Here is an 18195-nt window from a genome sequence, read left to right as displayed (position 1 = left end):
CATGCCTCAGCGGCTATTCGAGATCGCGTCTACCGGAGGACGGCGACTGCCTTCTGCCGGATGTCGGCGGACGACGATCCGACGCTCACGGTGACCTTGCCGGTGGGAGTGGCCCAGACGTCCTTCGACGAGTTCCAGTAGGCGAACGCTCGCGCGCTGAGCTTCACGGTGACGGTCTTGGACTGTCCCGCACGCAGAGTGACCTTGGTGAAGCCGGCCAGTTTCTGCGGTGATGTCGCGACCCTCTTCGAGGGCAGGGTGCCGACGTACATCTGCGCGGTCTCGGTGCCGGATCGGGCGCCGGTGTTCGTCACTCGGACCGTCGCTGTGACCGATGCGGGTGCACCGCGGGTGACGGTCTTCGTGGAGGCCTTGACCGCGAACTTGCTGTAGCTGAACTTCGTGTAGCTGAGACCGGAGCCGAACGCGAACTGCGGGGAGATCTTGGCAGCGCGGTAGGCCTGGTAGCCGATGTTGACTCCATCGATCGTCGCCGTGCGGTCGATGCCGGGGAACGATGCCGGCGCCGAGGTGGGCGTCGACACGTCGTTCTTGGCGAACGTGACCGGCAGCTTGCCCGACGGGTTGACGTCGCCGAACAGGACGCGAGCTATTGCGGTGCCCTGCTCCTGTCCGCCGTACCAGGCCTCGAGGACCGACGGCACGGAACCGAGCCACGGCATGTTCACCGATCCGCTCGTCGTCAGGACCACGACGGTGCGGGGGTTCGCCTTCGTCACGGCTGAGATGAGAGCGTCCTGCTCGTTCGCCAGAGTCAGGGTCTTCTTGTCGCGACCCTCGCCGACGTAGTCGCGAGCGAAGACGACCGCGACGGACGCCTTCTTGGCGGCGGCGACGGCCTCGGCGACTGCCGGAACCACGATCTGAGACGGGTGAGTCCAGGTCATGACGAGGTCGGCGGAGCTCTCCTGGTCGGGGTCGGAGGCGTTGTTGCTGTACTCGACGCGGAGGTCATGCGACTCGCCCTTGACCAGGCGCAGGGTGGCTCCCGTGTCGGTGCGGACCGCGTGCGGGTTGGACCCGTCGATGATCTGCTGTCCGTCGAGGTACAGGCTCGAACTGCCGAAACCGGTCAGCGACAGGGTGTAGGCGCCGTCGGCCGGTGCGGTGATGGTTCCCGACCAGCGTGCCGAGAGCGGACCGCCGAAGTTGTAGCCCGGAACGGCGGGGACCGAGGATCCGTACAGCCCGGGAATGGCGAGGAACCCGGCGCTGAGCGCGACCTGCTTGTCGGTGCGGGTGACATCCGGGGTGCCCGACCGGTCCTGGTTGAACCAGTACTCGGCGGTGAGGCCGGTGGTCGTCGGATCGGACGACGTCGCCATCACGGACGACGGAACGGCGGCGCCGCTCAGGGAGTGAGCCGGGCCCACCGGGTCGGTTCCCGGCGTGAACGAGACGGCCGCGGAGGACCCGAGACGCTTCTTGATGCCGGCGAGAGGGGTCACCGACGCGGTCGGCTTCACGACCGAGCTGCCGCCGCCCGTGGCGAGGGCGTCGGCGTCGGCGCCGATCACGGCAACCGACTTCGTCTTCGCAGGATCAAGGGGCAGGACGGCTGCACGGGACGCAGCACCTGTCGCCGCGCTGTTCTTCAGAAGAACGGCGGACTTCTCGGCGATGTTCGCGGCCGCGGCGCGGTCGGCGCTCACGGTCAGCGGGCTGGTGCCGATGGGGCGGTCGAAAGCGCCCATGGCGAACATCGTGCGAAGGACTCGGTGCACCTTGTCATCGACGGTGGCACGCGACACCTGGCCGTTGTTCACGGCGTCGATGAGGGGCTGCCCGAAGTAGCCGGCGGCGGGGAACTCGACGTCGAGGCCGGAGTTCGCGGCGGCGACGGTGCTGTGAGCGGCGCCGTAGTCCGTCTGGATGAAGCCTTTGAAGCCGTAGCTCTTCTTGAGGATGTCGAAGACCTCGGAGTTCTCGCAGGCGTAGACCGTGTTGACCTTGTTGAAGGAGCACATGGCCGAGCCGACGCCGGCCTTGATCGAAGCCTCGATCGGTGCGAGGTACGTCTCGCGGAGCGCACGCTCGCTGACGGTGACGTTGCCGCCGTTGAGACGACTGGTCTCCTCGTTGTAGACGGCGGGGTGCTTGATGGTCGCGACCACGTCGTGAGACTGCACGGCCTTGATCTCCGGCCCGAGCAGCGCGGAGGCGAGGGCCGGGTCTTCGCCGAGGGCCTCGAACTGGCGTCCCCAGCGAGGATCCCGGACGAGGTCGCCGGTCGGTCCGAGGAGGCCGTTCTGGCCGGTTGCACGGACCTCCTTGCCGAGGACGTCGCCGTACTGGCTCGCCATGGCGGTGTCCCAGGTCGCGCCGAGTGCGATCGGCGCCGGAAGCGCCGTCGCCTTTCCGTCGTTCGTGGCCGAGTTCGTCACGCGGACGCCCGAGCCCGCATCGGTGAGGAGCAGGGCGGGGATGCCGAGGCGCGCGAGAGGAGCGATGTAGAAGGCAGTCTCACCGCTGAAGTCGCCGTGCAGCCTCGACACCTTCTCCTCGAGAGTCATCTGGCCCATGAGGAGGTCTGCCCGCTTGTCGGCGGAGAGCTTGCGGTTCATCCAGGTGCCGTCGACCGGAGCCACCTCGGTGATGCGGCCCGAGCCGTCGCGGATGGCCTCCTCGGCCTTCTCGGCATTGGCGGCTCGACCCGGGGCGACATGCCCGGGGGTGTGGGCAGGAGCGGCCTGCACGGCGGCAGCGCCTCCGAAGGTGCCGATGAGCACCAGCGCGCAGGTTGTCGCGGTGGCCGCCAGAAGCGACCTCCGCCTTTTTTCGTTAGCCAAGGAAGAGGCCTTTCGGGAAGTTCTTATGTCGCCCGGGAATGTGCGACACCGCGGCCGTAGCCGGTGGGGCCTCAGTGCCGGTGATCGATCAGCGGCAAGAGTCAGAGGCCCGATCGCGGGAGAACGCGATCACCCCCGTTCGGGGCACGGCAAAGTTATCAAGTCTCTATGAATTTATCAACCAGACGGTTGATGAAGCCACGCTTGAGACTGTGAGCCTGTGACGACGAGTGAACCGGCTCAGGCGGACGGCGCCCAGCCGAGCTCGGGGCCGAGGTGCTCTGCGAGATCGGTCAGGATCTGCGCGTAGTCGTCGGGCTCGAGCGCGAAGGGCAGTGCGAACGCGACCTCGTCGACGGCCTGGTAGGCGGGGTCGGCGTGCAGCGTGTCGGCGATCTCGGCAGAGGTGCCGACGAGGTCTGCCGCGAACAGCAGCTTGCCGGGGCCCTGGGGAACACCGACGCGGCCGGCCCGCGATTCGGCGTAAGTCGCGTAGCGGGCGCGCTGCTCCGGCGTCGCCGAGTCGGTGGGCACGACGACGAGACCCTGCGAGACGCGGGCAGCCGCGCCTTTCGGGTGGGCGTCACGGTACGCGTCGATCTGGGCGCGCTGGTTGACGGCGAAGTCCGTGCCGTGCTCGGCGCGGGTCACGCTCGAGGCGAGCAGGTGGAAGCCGTTCTCGCCCGCCCACACGGCCGAGCGGGTGCTGCCGACGCCGCACCAGAGGCGGTCGACGAGGCCGGGGGAGTGGGGCTGCACGATGCCGCTGAACTCCTCGATGCCGCGTCGGCCGGCCTCGCTGACGGCGTCGCCCCGCACCAGGTTGCGCAGGCGGATCAGGCGGTCGTAGCCGAGGTCCTCCTGCTCAGCGGTGTCGGGGTAGATCGCGTCGCGGTAGAGGTCGAAGTTCATCGGGGTTCCCGCCGAGAAGCCGGGGTTGAGGCGCCCACCCAGCAGCACATCGACGGTGCCCAGGTCTTCGGCGAGCCGGAACGGGTTCTCCGCTCCGATCGGAGTGACTGCCGTGCCGAGCTCGATGCGGCTCGTCCGCTGAGACGCCGCCGCCATGATCGCGACCGGCGACGAGATGCCGGGCTGCAGGTGCCGGTGGCGGAGCCAGGCGCTGTCGAGGCCGAGCTGCTCGCCGCGCTCGATCACGCGCAGCGTGTCCTCGTGGCCGCCGGCCGGGGCCGCGGGGTCGAACGAGCCGATCGTGAGAAAGCCGAGACGCTGGAGCGGGGAACCGTGGACGGGCATGCGACAAGTCTCGCAGGGCGCGCAGTGGGTTAGTCTCGGCCTGCCCCGGCTGCGCCACCGCCCCGTCCACCGACCAGGCTGAGCCGGGGGTCGACGGAAGGAACAGCAATGAGCATGGAGTCCGCGGCCTGGAGCTCGCTCTACAAGATCTCGTCCGCCCGAGACGGCAAGCACGGCATCTCGCGTGCGTCCGTGCGTCGGATCCTGACGTTCTCGGTGCCCTACCGGGCCAAGCTGATCGTCTTCGTCCTCCTCTCCGTCGTCGGAGCGTTCCTCGCGGTCGCGACGCCGGTGCTGGCCGGCAGGGTCGTCGACGTCATCGTGGCCGACGGCGCGATCGCCACGATCGCCTGGCTCGCGATCGGCATCGCCGCGGTGGCCGTGGCCGACGCCGGCGTGTCGCTCGTGACGCGCTGGTACTCGGCGCGCATCGGCGAGGGCGTCATCCTCGACCTCCGCACCGCGGTCTTCAACCACGTGCAGAAGATGCCGATCGCGTTCTTCACTCGCACACGGACGGGCGCCCTCGTGAGCCGCCTCAACAACGACGTGATCGGGGCGCAGCAGGCCTTCAGCGGCACGCTGTCCGGCGTGGTCACGAACTCCGTGGCGCTGATCCTCACCCTGATCGTCATGCTCAGCACGTCGTGGCTCGTGACGGTCCTCGCCGTCGTCATGCTGCCCATCTTCCTGGTGCCCGCGCGCCGGATGGGCAGTCGTCTCGCGGCGCTGCGTCGCGAGGCCGCCGACCACAACGCCGCCATGAGCACGCAGATGACCGAGCGCTTCTCGGCGCCGGGCGCCACCCTCGTCAAGCTGTTCGGCCGGCCCGACGAGGAGGCCGAGGAGTTCCGCGTGCGCGCCGCCCGCGTGCGCGACATCGGGGTGCGCGCCGCGATGCTGCAGTTCGTCTTCGTGACCGCCCTGACGCTCGTCTCCGCTCTCGCGCTCGCGCTCGTGTACGGCCTCGGCGGCTTCCTCGCACTCGGCGGCCAGCTGAACACCGGCGACGTGGTCACTCTGGCGCTCCTCCTCACCCGCCTCTACGTTCCGCTGACCGGCCTCGCGAGCGCCCGAGTCGAGATCATGAGCGCGGTGGTCAGCTTCGAGCGGGTCTTCGAGGTGCTCGACCTCGAACCGCTCATCCAGGAGAAGCCCGACGCCGCCGCCTTGCCCGAAGGCCCGGTCTCCGTCGAGTTCGACGACGTCCGCTTCGCCTATCCGTCAGCGGACAAGGTGTCGCTCGCCTCCCTGGAGGAGGTCTCGACTCTCGACACCCGCGGCGGCGACGAGGTGCTGCACGGCGTGTCCTTCCGGATCGAGCCGGGGCAGACGGTCGCCCTCGTCGGGACGTCCGGCGCCGGCAAGTCGACGATCGCGCAGCTTCTCTCGCGCCTCTACGACGTCGACAGCGGTGCGGTGCGCCTGTCGGGAACGGATGTCCGCGACGTCACGTTCGCGTCCATGCGGCACACCCTGGGCATGGTGACGCAGGACGGCCACCTGTTCCACGAGACCATCCTCTCGAACCTCCGCTTGGCGCGTCCGGACGCGACCGACGACGAGGTGTGGGACGCCGTGCGCCGCGCACGGCTCGAGCCGCTCATCCGCTCGCTGCCCGACCAGCTCGACACCATGGTGGGGGAGCGCGGCTACCGGCTCTCCGGGGGCGAGCGTCAGCGGATGACGATCGCGAGACTCCTGCTCGCCCAGCCGCGGGTCGTCATCCTCGACGAGGCGACGGCGGCCCTGGACTCGACGTCGGAGGCCGCCGTGCAGGCGGCCCTCAGCGAGGCGCTCGAAGGGCGCACCGCCATGGTGATCGCACACCGCCTCTCCACGATCCGGAGCGCGGACATGATCCTCGTGGTGGAGGACGGCTCGATCGTGGAGCGCGGCACGCACGAAGAGCTGCTGGCCGCGGGCGGTCGGTACGAGGAGCTCCACCGGACCCAGTTCGCGGTGCAGAGGAACGGCGCGGCGGACGAGGAGGCACTGAGCCCGAGCTAGCGCCACCCGCGCTCGCCGGATGCGCACCCCTGTCAGCCTTCGCGGCTCCGCGGGGCGCACGATGGAAGGGTGTTCATCCCCACCCGATCCGCCGGCCTCGACGCGCTCGACGAGTTCGTCCCCCGCGCGGGCTCCGACTACGCCCGCGACCGCAACCACGACCTCGGAGTGTCGAGGGACAACGTCTCGGAGCTGTCGCCCTACGTGCGCCATCGCCTGGTGACCGAGCACGAGGTCGTCGCCGCCGTCCTCGACCGGCACAGCCTCCGCGGCGCCGAGAAGTTCGTGCAGGAGGTGTTCTGGCGCACCTACTGGAAGGGCTGGCTGGAGCAGAACCCCGAGGTGTGGCGTCGCTATCGCCGCGACGTGGGCGAGTTCGCGATCGGCGATCTCCCGCAGGCCTACCTCGACGCCGTGGCCGGGCGGACCGGCATCGACGCGATGGACGCCTGGGTGCACGAGCTCATCGACACCGGCTACCTGCACAACCACACGCGGATGTGGTTCGCCAGCATCTGGATCTTCACCCTCGGCCTGCCCTGGCAGCTCGGCGCCGACTTCTTCTACCGGCACCTGCTCGACGGGGATGCGGCGTCGAACACGCTGTCGTGGCGGTGGGTCGCCGGTCTCCAGACCACGGGCAAGACCTACCTCGCGTCGGCCTCCAACATCGCGAAGTACACGGAGGGGCGCTTCTCGCCTGCCGGACTCGCCGGCGAGGCCCGGGCGCTCTCCGAAGACCCCCTCCCGCCCCGGGTGGCGATCGAGCCGGACGACGTCGTGGGACAGCTCGGCGATCGCGTCGGCCTGCTGCTGCACGAGGAGGACCTCGAGGCCGGCAGCCTGCTCGCCGAGCAGCCCGGGCTCGCCGACCGGCTGGTGGCGACCGCCGCCGTCGCCGACTCGGGAGAGCGATCTCCGTTGGAGGCGTCGGAGGCCGTGGCGGCGTTCACGGCGACGGCGCTCGACGACGCCGCAGCCCGCACACTCGATGCCGGCGGCCGCCCGGCGCAGCTCCTGGCCGACACGCGGCCCTCCACCGTCCTGCGCTGGGCGGAGTCCGAGCAGCTCGACACCGTGGTCGTCCCGACGGCACCGATGGGCCCCGTCCACGAGAGGCTCGAGAAGCTGCGTCCCGTCCTCGCCTCCGAAGGGGTCGCCCTCGTCAGCATCCGCCGTCGGTGGGACAGCCTGGCGTGGCCGCACGCGTCGCGCGGGTTCTTCCCGTTCAGGGAGCAGATCCCGAGGCTGGTGCGCCAGCTCGGCGTCGCGCCCTCGGAGTGACCGGAGGGGCGCGGCGCTGAGGCCGAGCGGGGGAGGTCGAGCACTGCCTGTCACACAGGACAGCGATGTATCGTCAAGATTCGGCTTACGTCCTGAAGGGACACCCTGTTATGAGCTCGTCGTCCTCACCCGGTTTCGATCTGCGGGGCGCCGTCGACGGTCTCCGTCAGGCATTCGGCTCTTCCTCGACGACGGTCGGGAGCCCGGAAGCCGCAGACGGCGGCGACATCCGCGCAGCGATCCTGCTCGAACTCAGCGAGGAGCCGATGCACGGCTACCAGATCATCCGAGCCGTCGAAGCCCGCTCGGACGGAGCGTGGAAGCCGACCCCAGGAGCCGTCTACCCGGCCCTGCAGGTGATGGTCGACGAGGGCCTGATCTCGGCTGCGCAGGTCGGAGAGCGCAAGATCTACGCTCTGACCGATGCGGGGCGCCGCGCCGCGGCCGAATCCGTCGCATCCGCCCGCTCTGAGCCGACGAGCGAGCCGCAGCAGCCGGCGGGGCAGGGTCTGCACGGAGCTCTCGCCCTGACGAAGTCGGGTGCGCGACTGGCCCAGGTGATGACCCAGGTCGCGCAGACCGGTGATCCCGGCCAGTCAGAGCGGGCGATCGCCGTCGTCGACGAGGCGCGCCGCAAGCTCTACGCGATCCTCGCCGAGGAGTAGGGCATGCCGCAAGCCAGCGGCACGCCCTCCGCGCCGCAGACCAGTCGCGCCTCGCGGGCGCGCTACCGACGGATCGTGCGGTTCGCGTGGATCTTCCTGGCGCAGGCCTGGTGGTACGAGCTCTTCCTCCCGCGCATCGGCCTCCGCCGATTCTCCGCTCGCGGCCGAACCGCCCGGCTGCAGTTCCTCGCCCGACGGTTCCGGGTGCTCGCGGTCGACCTCGGCGGTCTGATGATCAAGGTCGGGCAGTTCCTCTCGGCGCGACTCGACATCCTTCCGCCGGAGGTCACGAGCGAACTCGAGGGACTGCAAGACGAAGTGGCCGCAGAGCCCTTCGACAGGATCCGCGAGCAGACCGTCGCCGAGCTGGGCATGCCGCTCGAGTCGGCCTACGCCTTCTTCGACCCGGCGCCCATCGCCGCGGCATCCCTCGGCCAGGCGCACCGGGCGCGCCTGTCGCCCGCGCTCGCCGCCGACCTGGGTTTCGCAGACGTCATCGTCAAGATCCAGCGACCCGGCATCGACGAGATCGTGGCCGTCGATCTGGCAGCGCTGCGCCGCATCGGCCGCTGGCTCTCGCACGTGAGCCTCGTGTCGAAGCGCGCCGACGCACCCGCGCTCGTCGAGGAGTTCGCGACGACGAGCCTCGAAGAGATCAACTACCTGCACGAGGCCGGCAACGCCGAGCGCTTCACCCGGGATTTCGCCGCCGACCCCCTGGTCGAGGCGCCGGTGGTGGTGTGGGAGCGCAGCTCGCTCCGGGCTCTCACGCTCTCGGACGTCACCGCGATCAAGATCACGGACGTCGAGGGTCTCGAGAGGGCGGGCATCGATCCTGCGGTCGTGGCCAACGAGCTGGCTCGCGTCACGTTCCAGCAGATCTTCGTCTCCGGGTTCTTCCACGCCGACCCCCACCCGGGCAACATCTTCGTCACCCCGGTCGTCGACGGATCCGATACCGGCGACGGGGTGAGGTGGCACTTGAGCTACGTCGACTTCGGCATGATGGGCGAGATCTCCGACCCGCTCCGCGCCGGACTCCGCAACTTCATCCTCGCCGCCGTCGGACGCGACAGCCGGGAGCTGGTCGCCTCGCTGGGCGAGCTCGGCGTGCTGCTGTCGACGGCCGACACCGATGAGCTGGAACGCGCCATGTCGGCGCTGTTCGACCGTTTCGGCGGCCTGGGGATCGCCGAGCTCCAGACCATCGACCCGCGCGAGCTGGAGGCGTTCGGCCGGCAGTTCGGCGAGACCATCCGCGGCCTCCCCTTCCAGCTGCCCGAGAGCTTCCTCCTCCTGATCCGCACCATCTCGCTGGTGTCGGGAGTGACGAGCGCCCTCGATCGCGACTTCAACATGTGGGATGCCGTCGACCCCTTCGCGCGCACCATCCTGAGCTCCAACGGCCGGGACGCCCTGCGCGACCTTCCTCAGCAGGCGCTGGCCTACGGCGCCACGGTCGCCCGGCTTCCGCGGAGGATGGACGAGCTCGCCACCCGCCTCGAGCGCGGCCAGCTCGCCGTCCGGACTCCCGAGATCGACCGGCGCCTCGGGGCCGTCGAACGCTCTGTCAGCCGGCTCGGGTCGGCGATCGTCTTCGCGGCGCTCCTCGTGGGCGGCGTCTTCCTGCGCTCGACGGACGAGGTGCTGGGCTCGATCCTCATGGCGGCGGCCGCGGTGCCCCTGCTGCATCTCGTCGTCACGCTGCGGAGACGATAGCTCACGGTCTCAAACACGGCACGCGATCCGTCCCCGCGCCAGGACCTCGATCCCCGGCGCTGGCGGGCCCTGTTCGTCATGCTCATGGGGCAGTTCGCGGCGCTCCTCGACGTGAGCGTCACGAACGTGGCGCTCCCGTCGATCGGACGCTCGACGGGCGCCGGCGCAGCGGAGCTCCAGTGGATCGTCAGCGGGTACATCCTCGCGTTCGGCCTCATGCCCGTCATCGGCGGGCGACTCGGAGACACTCGGGGGAGGCGCAGGATCTTCATCATCGGCGTCTCGGGCTTCGTGCTCGCGAGCGCCGCCGTCGGCCTCGCCCCCGTGCCGATCGTTCTCATCGCGGCCCGGGTGGTCCAGGGGCTCTTCGGCGGCATCATCGGGCCGCAGGTGTCCGGCTACATCCAGACCGCGTTCCCGAAGTCCGAGCGCGGCCGGGCGTTCGGCGGTCTCGGGCTCACGGTCGGCGTGGGCACGGCCCTCGGTCCTGTGCTCGGCGGGCTCCTCATCGCTCTCGGCGGCCCGGACTTCGGCTGGCGTCTCGTGTTCTTCATCAACGTGCCGATCGGCATCGTCGCGGTGATCCTCGCGCGTCGGTGGGTGCCGAGGCTCGAGCCGAGTAAAGACGCGTCGGGCCGGCTCGACATCGCCGGCGCGGTCCTCCTCGGCGCAGCGCTCTTCTGCGTGCTGTTCCCGATCGTCGAGGTCAACGAGCTGCACAGCGGATGGGTGCTCGTCTTCTTCGCGCCCGCGGCGGGCTTCCTCGCCCTCTTCGTCCGCCGCGAGTCGCGGCTCACGCACGAGGCGGCGTCACCGCTGCTCAACCTGAAGCTCTTCAGCGTTCCGACCTTCGTGACCGGTGTCGCCTTCGCGGTGGTGTTCTTCTGCAGCAACACCGGCATCCCGCTCATCCTGTCGCTCTACTACCAGAACGGCCTCGGATTCACGGCCCTGCAATCCGGCCTCGGCGTATCGGCCCTGGCGCTCGGCTCCGTCCTCGGGGCTCCCGTCGCCGGCCGGCTCGTTCCTCGCATCGGACGGCCCCTGGTCGTGGGCGCGGTGTCGGTGTTCTTCGCCGGCACGATCGTGATCGGCGTCGTCGTCCAGAGCCGGCCCGACCTGACCGACCCGGCCACGGTGATCCTGCGCCTCGCTCTGCCCCTGTTCGTGCTCGGGATCGCCGGCGGCGCCATCGTCACGCCGAACCAGACGCTCAGCCTCATGGACGTCGATCCGCGCATGGGCGGTGCTGCGGGCGGCGTGCTGCAGACCGCGCAGAGGATCGGGTCGGCCACCGGTCAGACCATCCTCGCGACGGTCTTCGTCGCCCTGCTCGGCTCGGCCGTCGTCTCGCGCACCGAGGGCGTGCCGGCACCCCACGTCGCAACCTTCGCCGACGCGCTCGGCCTCGCCCTGATCGTCTCGCTGATCTTCTCGGGGGCGGCGCTCACGCTGGGTCTGGTCGACCTGCGGCGCACGAGGCAGCGCGCCTGAGCGGCGGGCCGGCCGTCGTGACCGGCCTGTCGTCGCCCTGGTCGGTCAGCGCGCGACCCGCGGCAGCTCGAGCCACAGGTCGATCTGGTCGTCGTCGTCGTCGAGACCGAGCGCCGCGGCCACCGGGTCGACCGACATGGCAGCGACGGTGATGGCGGTGGGGGAGTCGATCGGCGCCGTGCGGATGATGATGCGGTCGGAGGTCAAGCCGGTGATCGCGCCGGCCAGCTGGGCGAGCAGGCGATCGAGATCGCCGGGGTCGACTCCGTCGAGGCCGCCGTCGTCGTTGACCTGGACGACCGCACCGCGTCGTCGGTGGAGCATGACCTGCTCCCGGATCGTGCGAGTGAGGAGCTGCCGCCCGCGGATCTCGTCGCGGATGGTCTGCTCGAGCAGCCGGCATTCCGCACGGTCTGCCGCGGTCAGCCGGCCTCGCTGCTCGGTGATGGTCCGGAGCATGGGCGCGGCGACCAGCGCGGTGTTGCCGAGGCGGACCCGGTGCTCGGAGTGGAAGGCATCCTGGGCGGCACGCCAGGTCGCTGCCTGACGCTCGGATTCGGCGTGCCGGGAGATCTCGGTGCCGGTCACGCCGATCGCCCAGGCCGAGGCGGTGACGACGGCGATCATCAGAATCGTGGCGAGGATGCCGAAGCGCAGGAGGCCCCAGGGTCCGGCCCAGATGATCGTCTCCACGACGAGACCGGCGAGGACCAGCCAGGCGAGTCGCTGCCGGCGATGCAGCAGCAGCTGCACCACCAGGCAGACCACGGCGCTGACGTACCAGGCGCCATTCGAGAACGAGTCCGTGTCGGGGTCGAGGGCGGCACTGCCGAGAACGGGAAGCGCCAGCCCGACGATCGCGATGAAGCCCGCCCGGCGGAGGGACGGAACGGCGGCCGGAGGTACGCCGAGGCAGGCCACGACAGCGGCCGTGAAGAGCGCCAGCCCCGCCGCCGTCGAGGTCGTCTCCGGCCTCGAGACGAGGACGACGAGGGCGAAGACGACCGCGAAGAGCGCGAAGCTCAGCGTCAGGCCGAGCGTCAGCCAGCGGGGGACATTGATCACGGCCGTGCCCGGTCTTCCTGTTCGACGAGGAGCTCCGTGCCGACGATGGCGACGGACCCCCAGCTGAGGACGATGCGGGTACCGGTCTCTGCAGCGGTATCGATATCGACCCGTCCCTCCAGCGCGCGGAGCGCGCGGGACGACTCGCTGCCACCCCCGCTGCCCCGCTGTCCGAGTACCTCGGGGTCGAAGCCGCACCCGTCGTCCTCGATCACGATGCGGATGCCGTCCGACCCGAGCTGGTGGGCTCGAACGGTTCGACGGGTGGCTCCCTCGGCGTGCTGGACGCTGTTCGCCAGCGACTGCGCGAGCATGTCGACGAGGGCCCGGGCGACGTTCTCGGGGAGCATCACGACCTCCACCGCGGCGAGGTCGTGGTCGAAGCGGCTCAGCCAGGCGCCGAGCTGGTCGCGGTGGTCGGCGACGATCTGTCCGAAGGGCACGGCGTCTTCGCTGCGGCCGACGGCATTGACATGCAGGAGCACGCGCAGGGAGTTCGCCGCCATCCGCGAGGCGAGTTCTTCTGCGTCGTCGTCGTCGGCCGAGGCAGCCGAGAGGAACGTCGTCAGCACGGCGTCGTGCAGCAGCGCGTCCGTCCGCTTGCGCTCCTGCTCGGTCGCTTCCTCGAGCTGCGCGGCGGCGAAGCTGTCGACCGAGCACTGCTGCGCCAGCGCGGCGGCCACGACGCGGTGCCGGACGGTTCCGAGGAGGAGGACCAGCACGAGCGCGAGCCCCGTCATGAAGAGGCTGTCGACGGCGACGTCGGGCGCAGCCACGTCGCCGCGGAGCCGCAGGGCGACGCTGGCCACGGCGCTGACGGCGGTCGCGATCACGATCGGCACGAAGAGGGTCCGCGATCCCCGCGCGAGATAGGCGGCGCCGACCGGCCACACGGCGATCAGCCAGGGCATCGGATTCACCGGGACCGGCGGCGTCACCGTGTGCGCCCACAGCAGGAGGGCGACTCCGTAGACCGCCGCCCCGACGAGGAAGACGCGCGCGGCGTGCGCGGGAGCGACGAGAGGACCGACACCGGCGGCGACGCCGATGCACACCATCACGATGATGGCGACTCCGAGCGGGTTCGACAGGGAGGGGAGTCCGGCGACCAGCGAGTCGGCGGTCTGCAGCGCGTAGAGGATCCCGAAGCCGCCGACGATGAGGTCGAAGAGCCGGTCGAAGCGACGCATTCCGGCGCTGACGATCCGGCCCGAATCCGCGACGCCGGCCCGCGGCCATCGCGAGATGACGGAGGTGGAGAGCACGCCGATTCGTCTGCGGAGCTCAGGGCCCGTCACGTTCAAGGCGAGCCTCCCGGTCAAGTTGGTTAACCGTAAAGGTCGCGTCTCGTCGCCGCACGAACCCCTTTTGGGGCGTCGTGCCCCCAGTTCGCGGCGCGCGGGCGCTAGCGCTTCGCCGTGCGCGCCGCCGACGTGGCCGAGGCGTCCGTGTAGCCGGTCGCGGTCGCGTGAACGGCGACCTGGAGCTTGTGCCCGACGTCGCCTGACGTGACCTTGTACGTCTTCGTGGTCGCGCCCGCGAGCGGCTTGCCGTCGCGGTACCAGCGGTACGCCGTCGTGGCGGTCGTCGGGGTGAGGTGCGGCAGCGCCGTCAGGGTGGTCCCCGCCTTCATCGTCCCGGAGATGACCGGAGCCAGGGTGATGGTCCCGGTCGCGACGGTGTCGGACGCCGCGCTCTCCAGGGTCGTCGTCTCATACCCCTGCCCCGAGCCCTCGATCGAGACCGTGACGGTCGCGCCGCGGTCGGCCCCGGTCAGCACGTACGAGCTGCCGGTCGCGCCGTCGATCGGGGAGGTGCCCGTCGCTCCGTGGCGGAACCAGCGGTAGACGAGCGTCGCGGTCGGAGTCCAGGCGCCGGCCTCGGAGGTGAGGCGGTGCCCCACGGTGGCCGTGCCGGACAGGGTCGGGGTCGTTCCTGCGACCGCTCCCGTCGGGGCCGCGTCGCGGTCGAAGTACCAGGTGTACCGGTGCTTGCCGTCGCCCCCGCCGTAGAACAGCTTGCCGTCGAACTCGGTGAAGTCGTAGAACCACATGCCCGGGTGAGACATCGTGGTGATCTGGGTGACCGTCGATCCGTCGTACTGGTAGAGGTAGGTCTCTTCGTCGAGGTAGTCGGCCGTGAAGTAGAGGTCTCCGTCGTAGACGCCCACCGTCGGGATCCAGTACGTGTAGTCGAAGTTCGCGGCCAGCTCGACCGAGGTCGCCTTGACGATGCTCGTGCCGGTGAACTTGTAGATGCCGGTGCTGGTGCTGGTGGCGCCGCCGAAGTACACGGCGCCCTTCCAGACGGTGCCGGCGATGGCCCACGGCGACGACACGACGCGGGTGATCGCCTTCGCGTCGACCCGGTAGATGGCCGCGTTCCAGCCGCTGCCGCCGATCCAGAGGTAGCGCGTGCTGCCGAGCGCGATGAAGCCGAGGATGTGCTTCGTCGTCGACGCGGTCCCGCCCGCCAGCTTCGAGCCGTCGTAGGTGTAAGCAGTCGTCTTCGCCTTGGTGTCGACGAGCAGCGACAGGCGCGTGCCCGCGACCGACAGGTTCGTGAAGCCCTTGAACGACTTCACCGCGATGTAGTCGTCGCCGCTCTTGTGCCACAGCGTCGACGTGCCGAGGCCGGAGGATGCGGCCTTCCACGTCATGAAGTAGAGGTCGCCGCCGAACCCGACGGGCTGATAGACCGAGCCGGTCAGGGTGACCGGGAGGCGCTCCCAGCCCTGATCGGTCCACTGCTCGAGCACGTTCCTGTCTTGCGAGGCGATGTACCCGTAGCCGTAGAGGGTGTCTCCCGCGACCGACCCGTCGCCCGCGACAGCCTGGTCGCGATTGCTCGGGGTGTTGATCGTGACGGGGTCGACCTGGTCGCCCGGGTGCGTGCCGACCACTGTCGACGGGGTGAGCAGGCGCGAGCTCGCTCCGGGTGCTGCCGATCGGGCCGAGCGAGAGTGCGGTGCCGCCTGGCCGACGGTGCCGAGCGGGCTGGGCATCGCCGCGGTCGACGTGACGGGCGCGGCAGGTGCCGCCGTGACTGCCATCGCGGGAACGACGCCGGCCAGCACGAGGCCGGTGGCGGTCGCCGCGACGAGAGTGAGAGTGAGCGCGCGACGGCGCGGGCGTGGTGCGGACATACGGTGTTCCCCCGGGAGCGAAAAGAGTGCAGACCCCGCAATCGGGCCGGCGTGTGCTCATCCTAGGGCCGCGCCAGGCCACGGTCAGCCCCAGTTCAGGTGCGGTTCTCTCTGCTCCGGGGCCTGCGATACCGGGCGCAGGAACTGGCCCCCCGATCCGAGCACTCCGTCTCTACGCCCCCGCGGCCGCCGGCAGCAGCTCCGCCAGCAGAGCCTCGACGCGGCCCTTGATGTCGTCGCGGATGGGCCGGACGTCGTCGATGCCCTTTCCGGCGGGGTCGACGAGCTCCCAGTCGTCGTAGCGCTTGCCGGGGAAGATCGGGCATGCGTCGCCGCAGCCCATGGTGATGACGACGTCGGACTCCCGGACCTGATCCGTCGTCAGCAGCCGGGGCACGGTGCCCGTGATGTCGATGCCCTCCTCGGCCATGGCCGCCACCGCCACCGGATTGATCCGGTCGCCCGGCTCCGAGCCGCCCGACAGGACTGCGACCCGTCCGCCGGAGAGGCTCGTCATGAACCCGGCGGCCATCTGCGACCGGCCGGCGTTGTGCACGCAGACGAACAGGACAGTCGGCTTGTCAGCCATGAGCACTCCAGACGGGGACGGACGTCGATGCACCGAGTCTGACGGGCCGCCGCCCTCGAGGCAATGCGAGCCCGTCGGCGCGATCGCTACAGAACCGGCGGGATGATCCGGTCGGCTCGATAGCGGTCGAACAGCTCGGCGAACGACCGCTCGGTCCTCGTGAAGACGAGGAACCCCGCCTCGCGGCTCTTGCCCATGTCGGTGACGACCTCCATCTCGCGGCCGAGGTCGGCGTCGGTGTGCCACCAGGAGGCGAGTCGGCTGACGTCGGGCTCCACGAGGCCGTGCTTCTGGGCGATGCGCGGCCAGACGGACTCGTGATCCTGCATCTGCTGCTCCAGGGGACGAGGCGCGTCGGCGAAACCGACGATGCGCTCGGCCGGCACGCCGAGGTGGGCGGCGAGGCGCGGCCACATCCAGCGCCACCGGAAGACGTCGCCGTTGACGATGTTGAACGCCTCGTCGGCGCCGGCGGGATCGGTGGCGGCCCACACCATCTGGTCGGCGAGGACACCCGCGTCGGTCATGTCGGTGAGGCTGTTCCACTGCGCCTCGCTGCCGGGGAAGACGAAGTCGAGACCGAGCTCGTTGACGATCGCGGCCTGGACGGCGATGGTGAGGCCCATGTTCATGGCGTTGCCGACGGCGTGGCCGATGACCGTGTGGGAGCGGTGCACAGACCAGGTGAAGCCCTGCTTCTCGGCGGCGGCGAACAGCTCGTCTTCTTGCGCGTAGTAGAAGTTCGGAGTGTCGAGACGGGGTTCGTCCTCGTGGAAGGGGGTGTCGGGCATCTCGCCCGCGGCGTACGCCTCGAACGGCCCGAGGTAGTGCTTGAGGCCGGTCACGAGGGCGACGTGCTCGAGCGGCGCGTGGTCCAGCGCGGCGAGGAGGTCGCGGACCATCGCGCTGTTGACGGCGATGTTCTCGGCCTCGGTCTCGCGCCGCTGCCACGCGGTGAAGAAGACGTGGGTCGGCATCTCGTCGGCGAGGGCGGCCGCGAGGCTCACCGGGTCGAGGAGGTCGGCGGCTATGCCCCGGATACCCGGCGCCGACTTCGCGCTGCGCGAGAGGGAGAGGACCTGCCAGCCGTCAGCGACGAGCTGGGAGACGAGCGCGGAGCCCGTGATCCCCGAGGCGCCGACGACGAGGGCGGTTCGTGTGGTGATTTCCGACATGTGAAGCCCAACGAGCGGCACGCGGAGGTATTCCGACGTGCCGCTCGCGCACCCGCTACGGGGTGGGCATGCCCCCGTCGACGTGGAGCGTCTCGCCGACCACGTACGACGACTCGCCGCTGGCGAGGAAGACGTACGCGGGCGCGAGCTCGGCGGGCTGACCCCAGCGGCCGAGGTAGGTCTGCTCACCGGCCTCGGGCAGGGCGTCGGAGGGCTGGCCGCCGGCGGGCTGCAGCGGGGTCCAGATCGGGCCCGGTGCGACCGCGTTCACTCGGATGCCCTTGGGTGCGAGCTGCGCCGCGAGGCCCTTGGCGAGGTTGTTGACGGTCGCCTTGGTGGCCGCGTAGTGCACCAGGTGGGGCGACGGGGCGTAGGCCTGGATCGACGTCGTGTTGATGATCGCGGACCCCGGGGCGAGGTGCGGGACCGCCGCCTTGGTGATCCAGAACGTCGCGTAGGCGTTGGTCTTGAAGGTCTCGTCGAACTCCTCGTCGGTGAGGTCGACGATGTCCTCGACGTGCTGCTGCTTGCCGGCGTTGTTGACGACGATGTCGAGGCCGCCGAGCTCGCGCACCGTGGTCGCCACCGTCTCGCGGGCGAACTCGGCGTCCTTGAGGTCGCCGGCGATGCCGACGCCCTTCTGCCCGGCGTCGCGGATCAGCTGCAGGATCCGGTCGGCGTCCTCCTGCTCTTCGGGCAGGTACACGATCGCGACATCGGCGCCCTCGCGTGCGTAGGCGATGGCCACGGCGGCGCCGATGCCGGAGTCGCCTCCGGTGATCAGAGCCTTCCGGCCCTGCAGGCGACCCGAGCCGCGGTAGGAGTCCTCGCCGTGGTCGGCCGGGACGTTCTGGGCGAGCTCTTCGTCGGTGCCGGCGCCCGTGAGGTACTGCTCGTCGGGGGTCCGGTCGGCGTACATCTTCGTCGGGTCCTGCATCGTGTATTGGTCAGTCATCATTCCCTCTCGATTTGTCTCGGACGC

13 protein-coding genes are annotated in these 18195 nt (G+C 70.2%); 5 read left to right on the top strand and 8 right to left on the bottom strand.

What is annotated here, in order from left to right:
• Positions 1-29: 29 nt before the first annotated feature.
• On the bottom strand, positions 30-2810 hold the full coding sequence (locus AC07TY_RS11735) for a glycoside hydrolase family 3 protein (protein WP_494785473.1): 2781 nt from the start codon (positions 2808-2810) through the stop codon (positions 30-32).
• A gap of 240 nt (positions 2811-3050) precedes the next feature.
• Complete coding sequence (locus AC07TY_RS11730; protein ID WP_488625152.1) at positions 3051-4067, bottom strand: LLM class flavin-dependent oxidoreductase; 1017 nt, start codon at positions 4065-4067, stop codon at positions 3051-3053.
• Positions 4068-4175: 108 nt separating this feature from the next.
• On the opposite strand from AC07TY_RS11730, the gene AC07TY_RS11725 reads away from it, so the two are divergent.
• The 5 genes from AC07TY_RS11725 to AC07TY_RS11705 all read left to right on the top strand — a co-directional run bounded on the left by AC07TY_RS11725 (position 4176) and on the right by AC07TY_RS11705 (position 11239).
• Complete coding sequence (locus AC07TY_RS11725) at positions 4176-6077, top strand: ABC transporter ATP-binding protein (RefSeq protein WP_494785472.1); 1902 nt, start codon at positions 4176-4178, stop codon at positions 6075-6077.
• Between the two features lie 69 nt (positions 6078-6146).
• Positions 6147-7361: an FAD-binding domain-containing protein gene (locus AC07TY_RS11720; protein ID WP_494785471.1), complete on the top strand. Its 1215-nt coding sequence runs from the start codon at positions 6147-6149 to the stop codon at positions 7359-7361.
• Between the two features lie 110 nt (positions 7362-7471).
• On the top strand, positions 7472-8026 hold the full coding sequence (locus tag AC07TY_RS11715) for a PadR family transcriptional regulator (RefSeq protein WP_494785470.1): 555 nt from the start codon (positions 7472-7474) through the stop codon (positions 8024-8026).
• A 3-nt stretch (positions 8027-8029) separates the two neighbouring features.
• A complete protein-coding gene (locus AC07TY_RS11710) occupies positions 8030-9745 on the top strand; it encodes an ABC1 kinase family protein (protein ID WP_494785469.1) in 1716 nt (571 codons plus the stop codon).
• Positions 9746-9829: 84 nt separating this feature from the next.
• A complete protein-coding gene (locus tag AC07TY_RS11705) occupies positions 9830-11239 on the top strand; it encodes an MFS transporter (RefSeq protein WP_494785468.1) in 1410 nt (469 codons plus the stop codon).
• Positions 11240-11284: 45 nt separating this feature from the next.
• Here AC07TY_RS11705 and AC07TY_RS11700 read toward each other — a convergent pair whose 3' ends face one another.
• The 6 genes from AC07TY_RS11700 to AC07TY_RS11675 form a co-directional block, all read right to left on the bottom strand.
• Positions 11285-12304 carry a hypothetical protein gene (locus AC07TY_RS11700; RefSeq protein ID WP_494785467.1) on the bottom strand — a complete coding sequence of 340 codons (1020 nt, stop codon included), beginning with the start codon at positions 12302-12304 and terminating at the stop codon, positions 11285-11287.
• Complete coding sequence (locus AC07TY_RS11695) at positions 12301-13569, bottom strand: ATP-binding protein (RefSeq protein ID WP_494785466.1); 1269 nt, start codon at positions 13567-13569, stop codon at positions 12301-12303. Before AC07TY_RS11695 ends, AC07TY_RS11700 begins: the two co-directional genes overlap by 4 nt.
• A 140-nt stretch (positions 13570-13709) precedes the next feature.
• Entirely contained in the window at positions 13710-15449 is a 1740-nt protein-coding gene (locus AC07TY_RS11690; protein WP_494785465.1) for a hypothetical protein, read from the bottom strand.
• Positions 15450-15621: 172 nt separating this feature from the next.
• Positions 15622-16038, bottom strand: a complete 417-nt coding sequence (locus AC07TY_RS11685) for an arsenate reductase ArsC (protein WP_488625143.1) — start codon at positions 16036-16038, stop codon at positions 15622-15624.
• An 86-nt stretch (positions 16039-16124) separates the two neighbouring features.
• On the bottom strand, positions 16125-17213 hold the full coding sequence (locus AC07TY_RS11680; RefSeq protein ID WP_494785464.1) for an SDR family oxidoreductase: 1089 nt from the start codon (positions 17211-17213) through the stop codon (positions 16125-16127).
• 55 nt (positions 17214-17268) lie between these two features.
• The gene (locus AC07TY_RS11675; RefSeq protein ID WP_494785463.1) at positions 17269-18171 is read right to left on the bottom strand and encodes an SDR family oxidoreductase; all 903 of its coding nucleotides are present in this window, start codon (positions 18169-18171) and stop codon (positions 17269-17271) included.
• Positions 18172-18195: the final 24 nt, after the last annotated feature.

The organism is Frondihabitans sp. GW821-FHT04F02 (assembly GCF_059420045.1).
The sequence above is the reverse complement of the archived record's forward strand: the minus strand, read 5'-3'. Positions and strand labels throughout refer to the sequence as shown.

Bases quoted from the DNA above. Each gene is read 5' to 3' on its own strand.
- AC07TY_RS11730 (WP_488625152.1), bottom strand. From the start codon at position 4,067: ATGCCCGTCCACGGTTCCCCGCTCCAGCGTCTCGGCTTTCTCACGATC.
- AC07TY_RS11725 (WP_494785472.1), top strand. From the start codon at position 4,176: ATGAGCATGGAGTCCGCGGCCTGGAGCTCGCTCTACAAGATCTCGTCC.
- AC07TY_RS11715 (WP_494785470.1), top strand. From the start codon at position 7,472: ATGAGCTCGTCGTCCTCACCCGGTTTCGATCTGCGGGGCGCCGTCGAC.
- AC07TY_RS11710 (WP_494785469.1), top strand. From the start codon at position 8,030: ATGCCGCAAGCCAGCGGCACGCCCTCCGCGCCGCAGACCAGTCGCGCC.
- AC07TY_RS11705 (WP_494785468.1), top strand. From the start codon at position 9,830: ATGGGGCAGTTCGCGGCGCTCCTCGACGTGAGCGTCACGAACGTGGCG.
- AC07TY_RS11690 (WP_494785465.1), bottom strand. From the start codon at position 15,449: ATGTCCGCACCACGCCCGCGCCGTCGCGCGCTCACTCTCACTCTCGTC.
- AC07TY_RS11685 (WP_488625143.1), bottom strand. From the start codon at position 16,038: ATGGCTGACAAGCCGACTGTCCTGTTCGTCTGCGTGCACAACGCCGGC.
- AC07TY_RS11680 (WP_494785464.1), bottom strand. From the start codon at position 17,213: ATGTCGGAAATCACCACACGAACCGCCCTCGTCGTCGGCGCCTCGGGG.
- AC07TY_RS11675 (WP_494785463.1), bottom strand. From the start codon at position 18,171: ATGATGACTGACCAATACACGATGCAGGACCCGACGAAGATGTACGCC.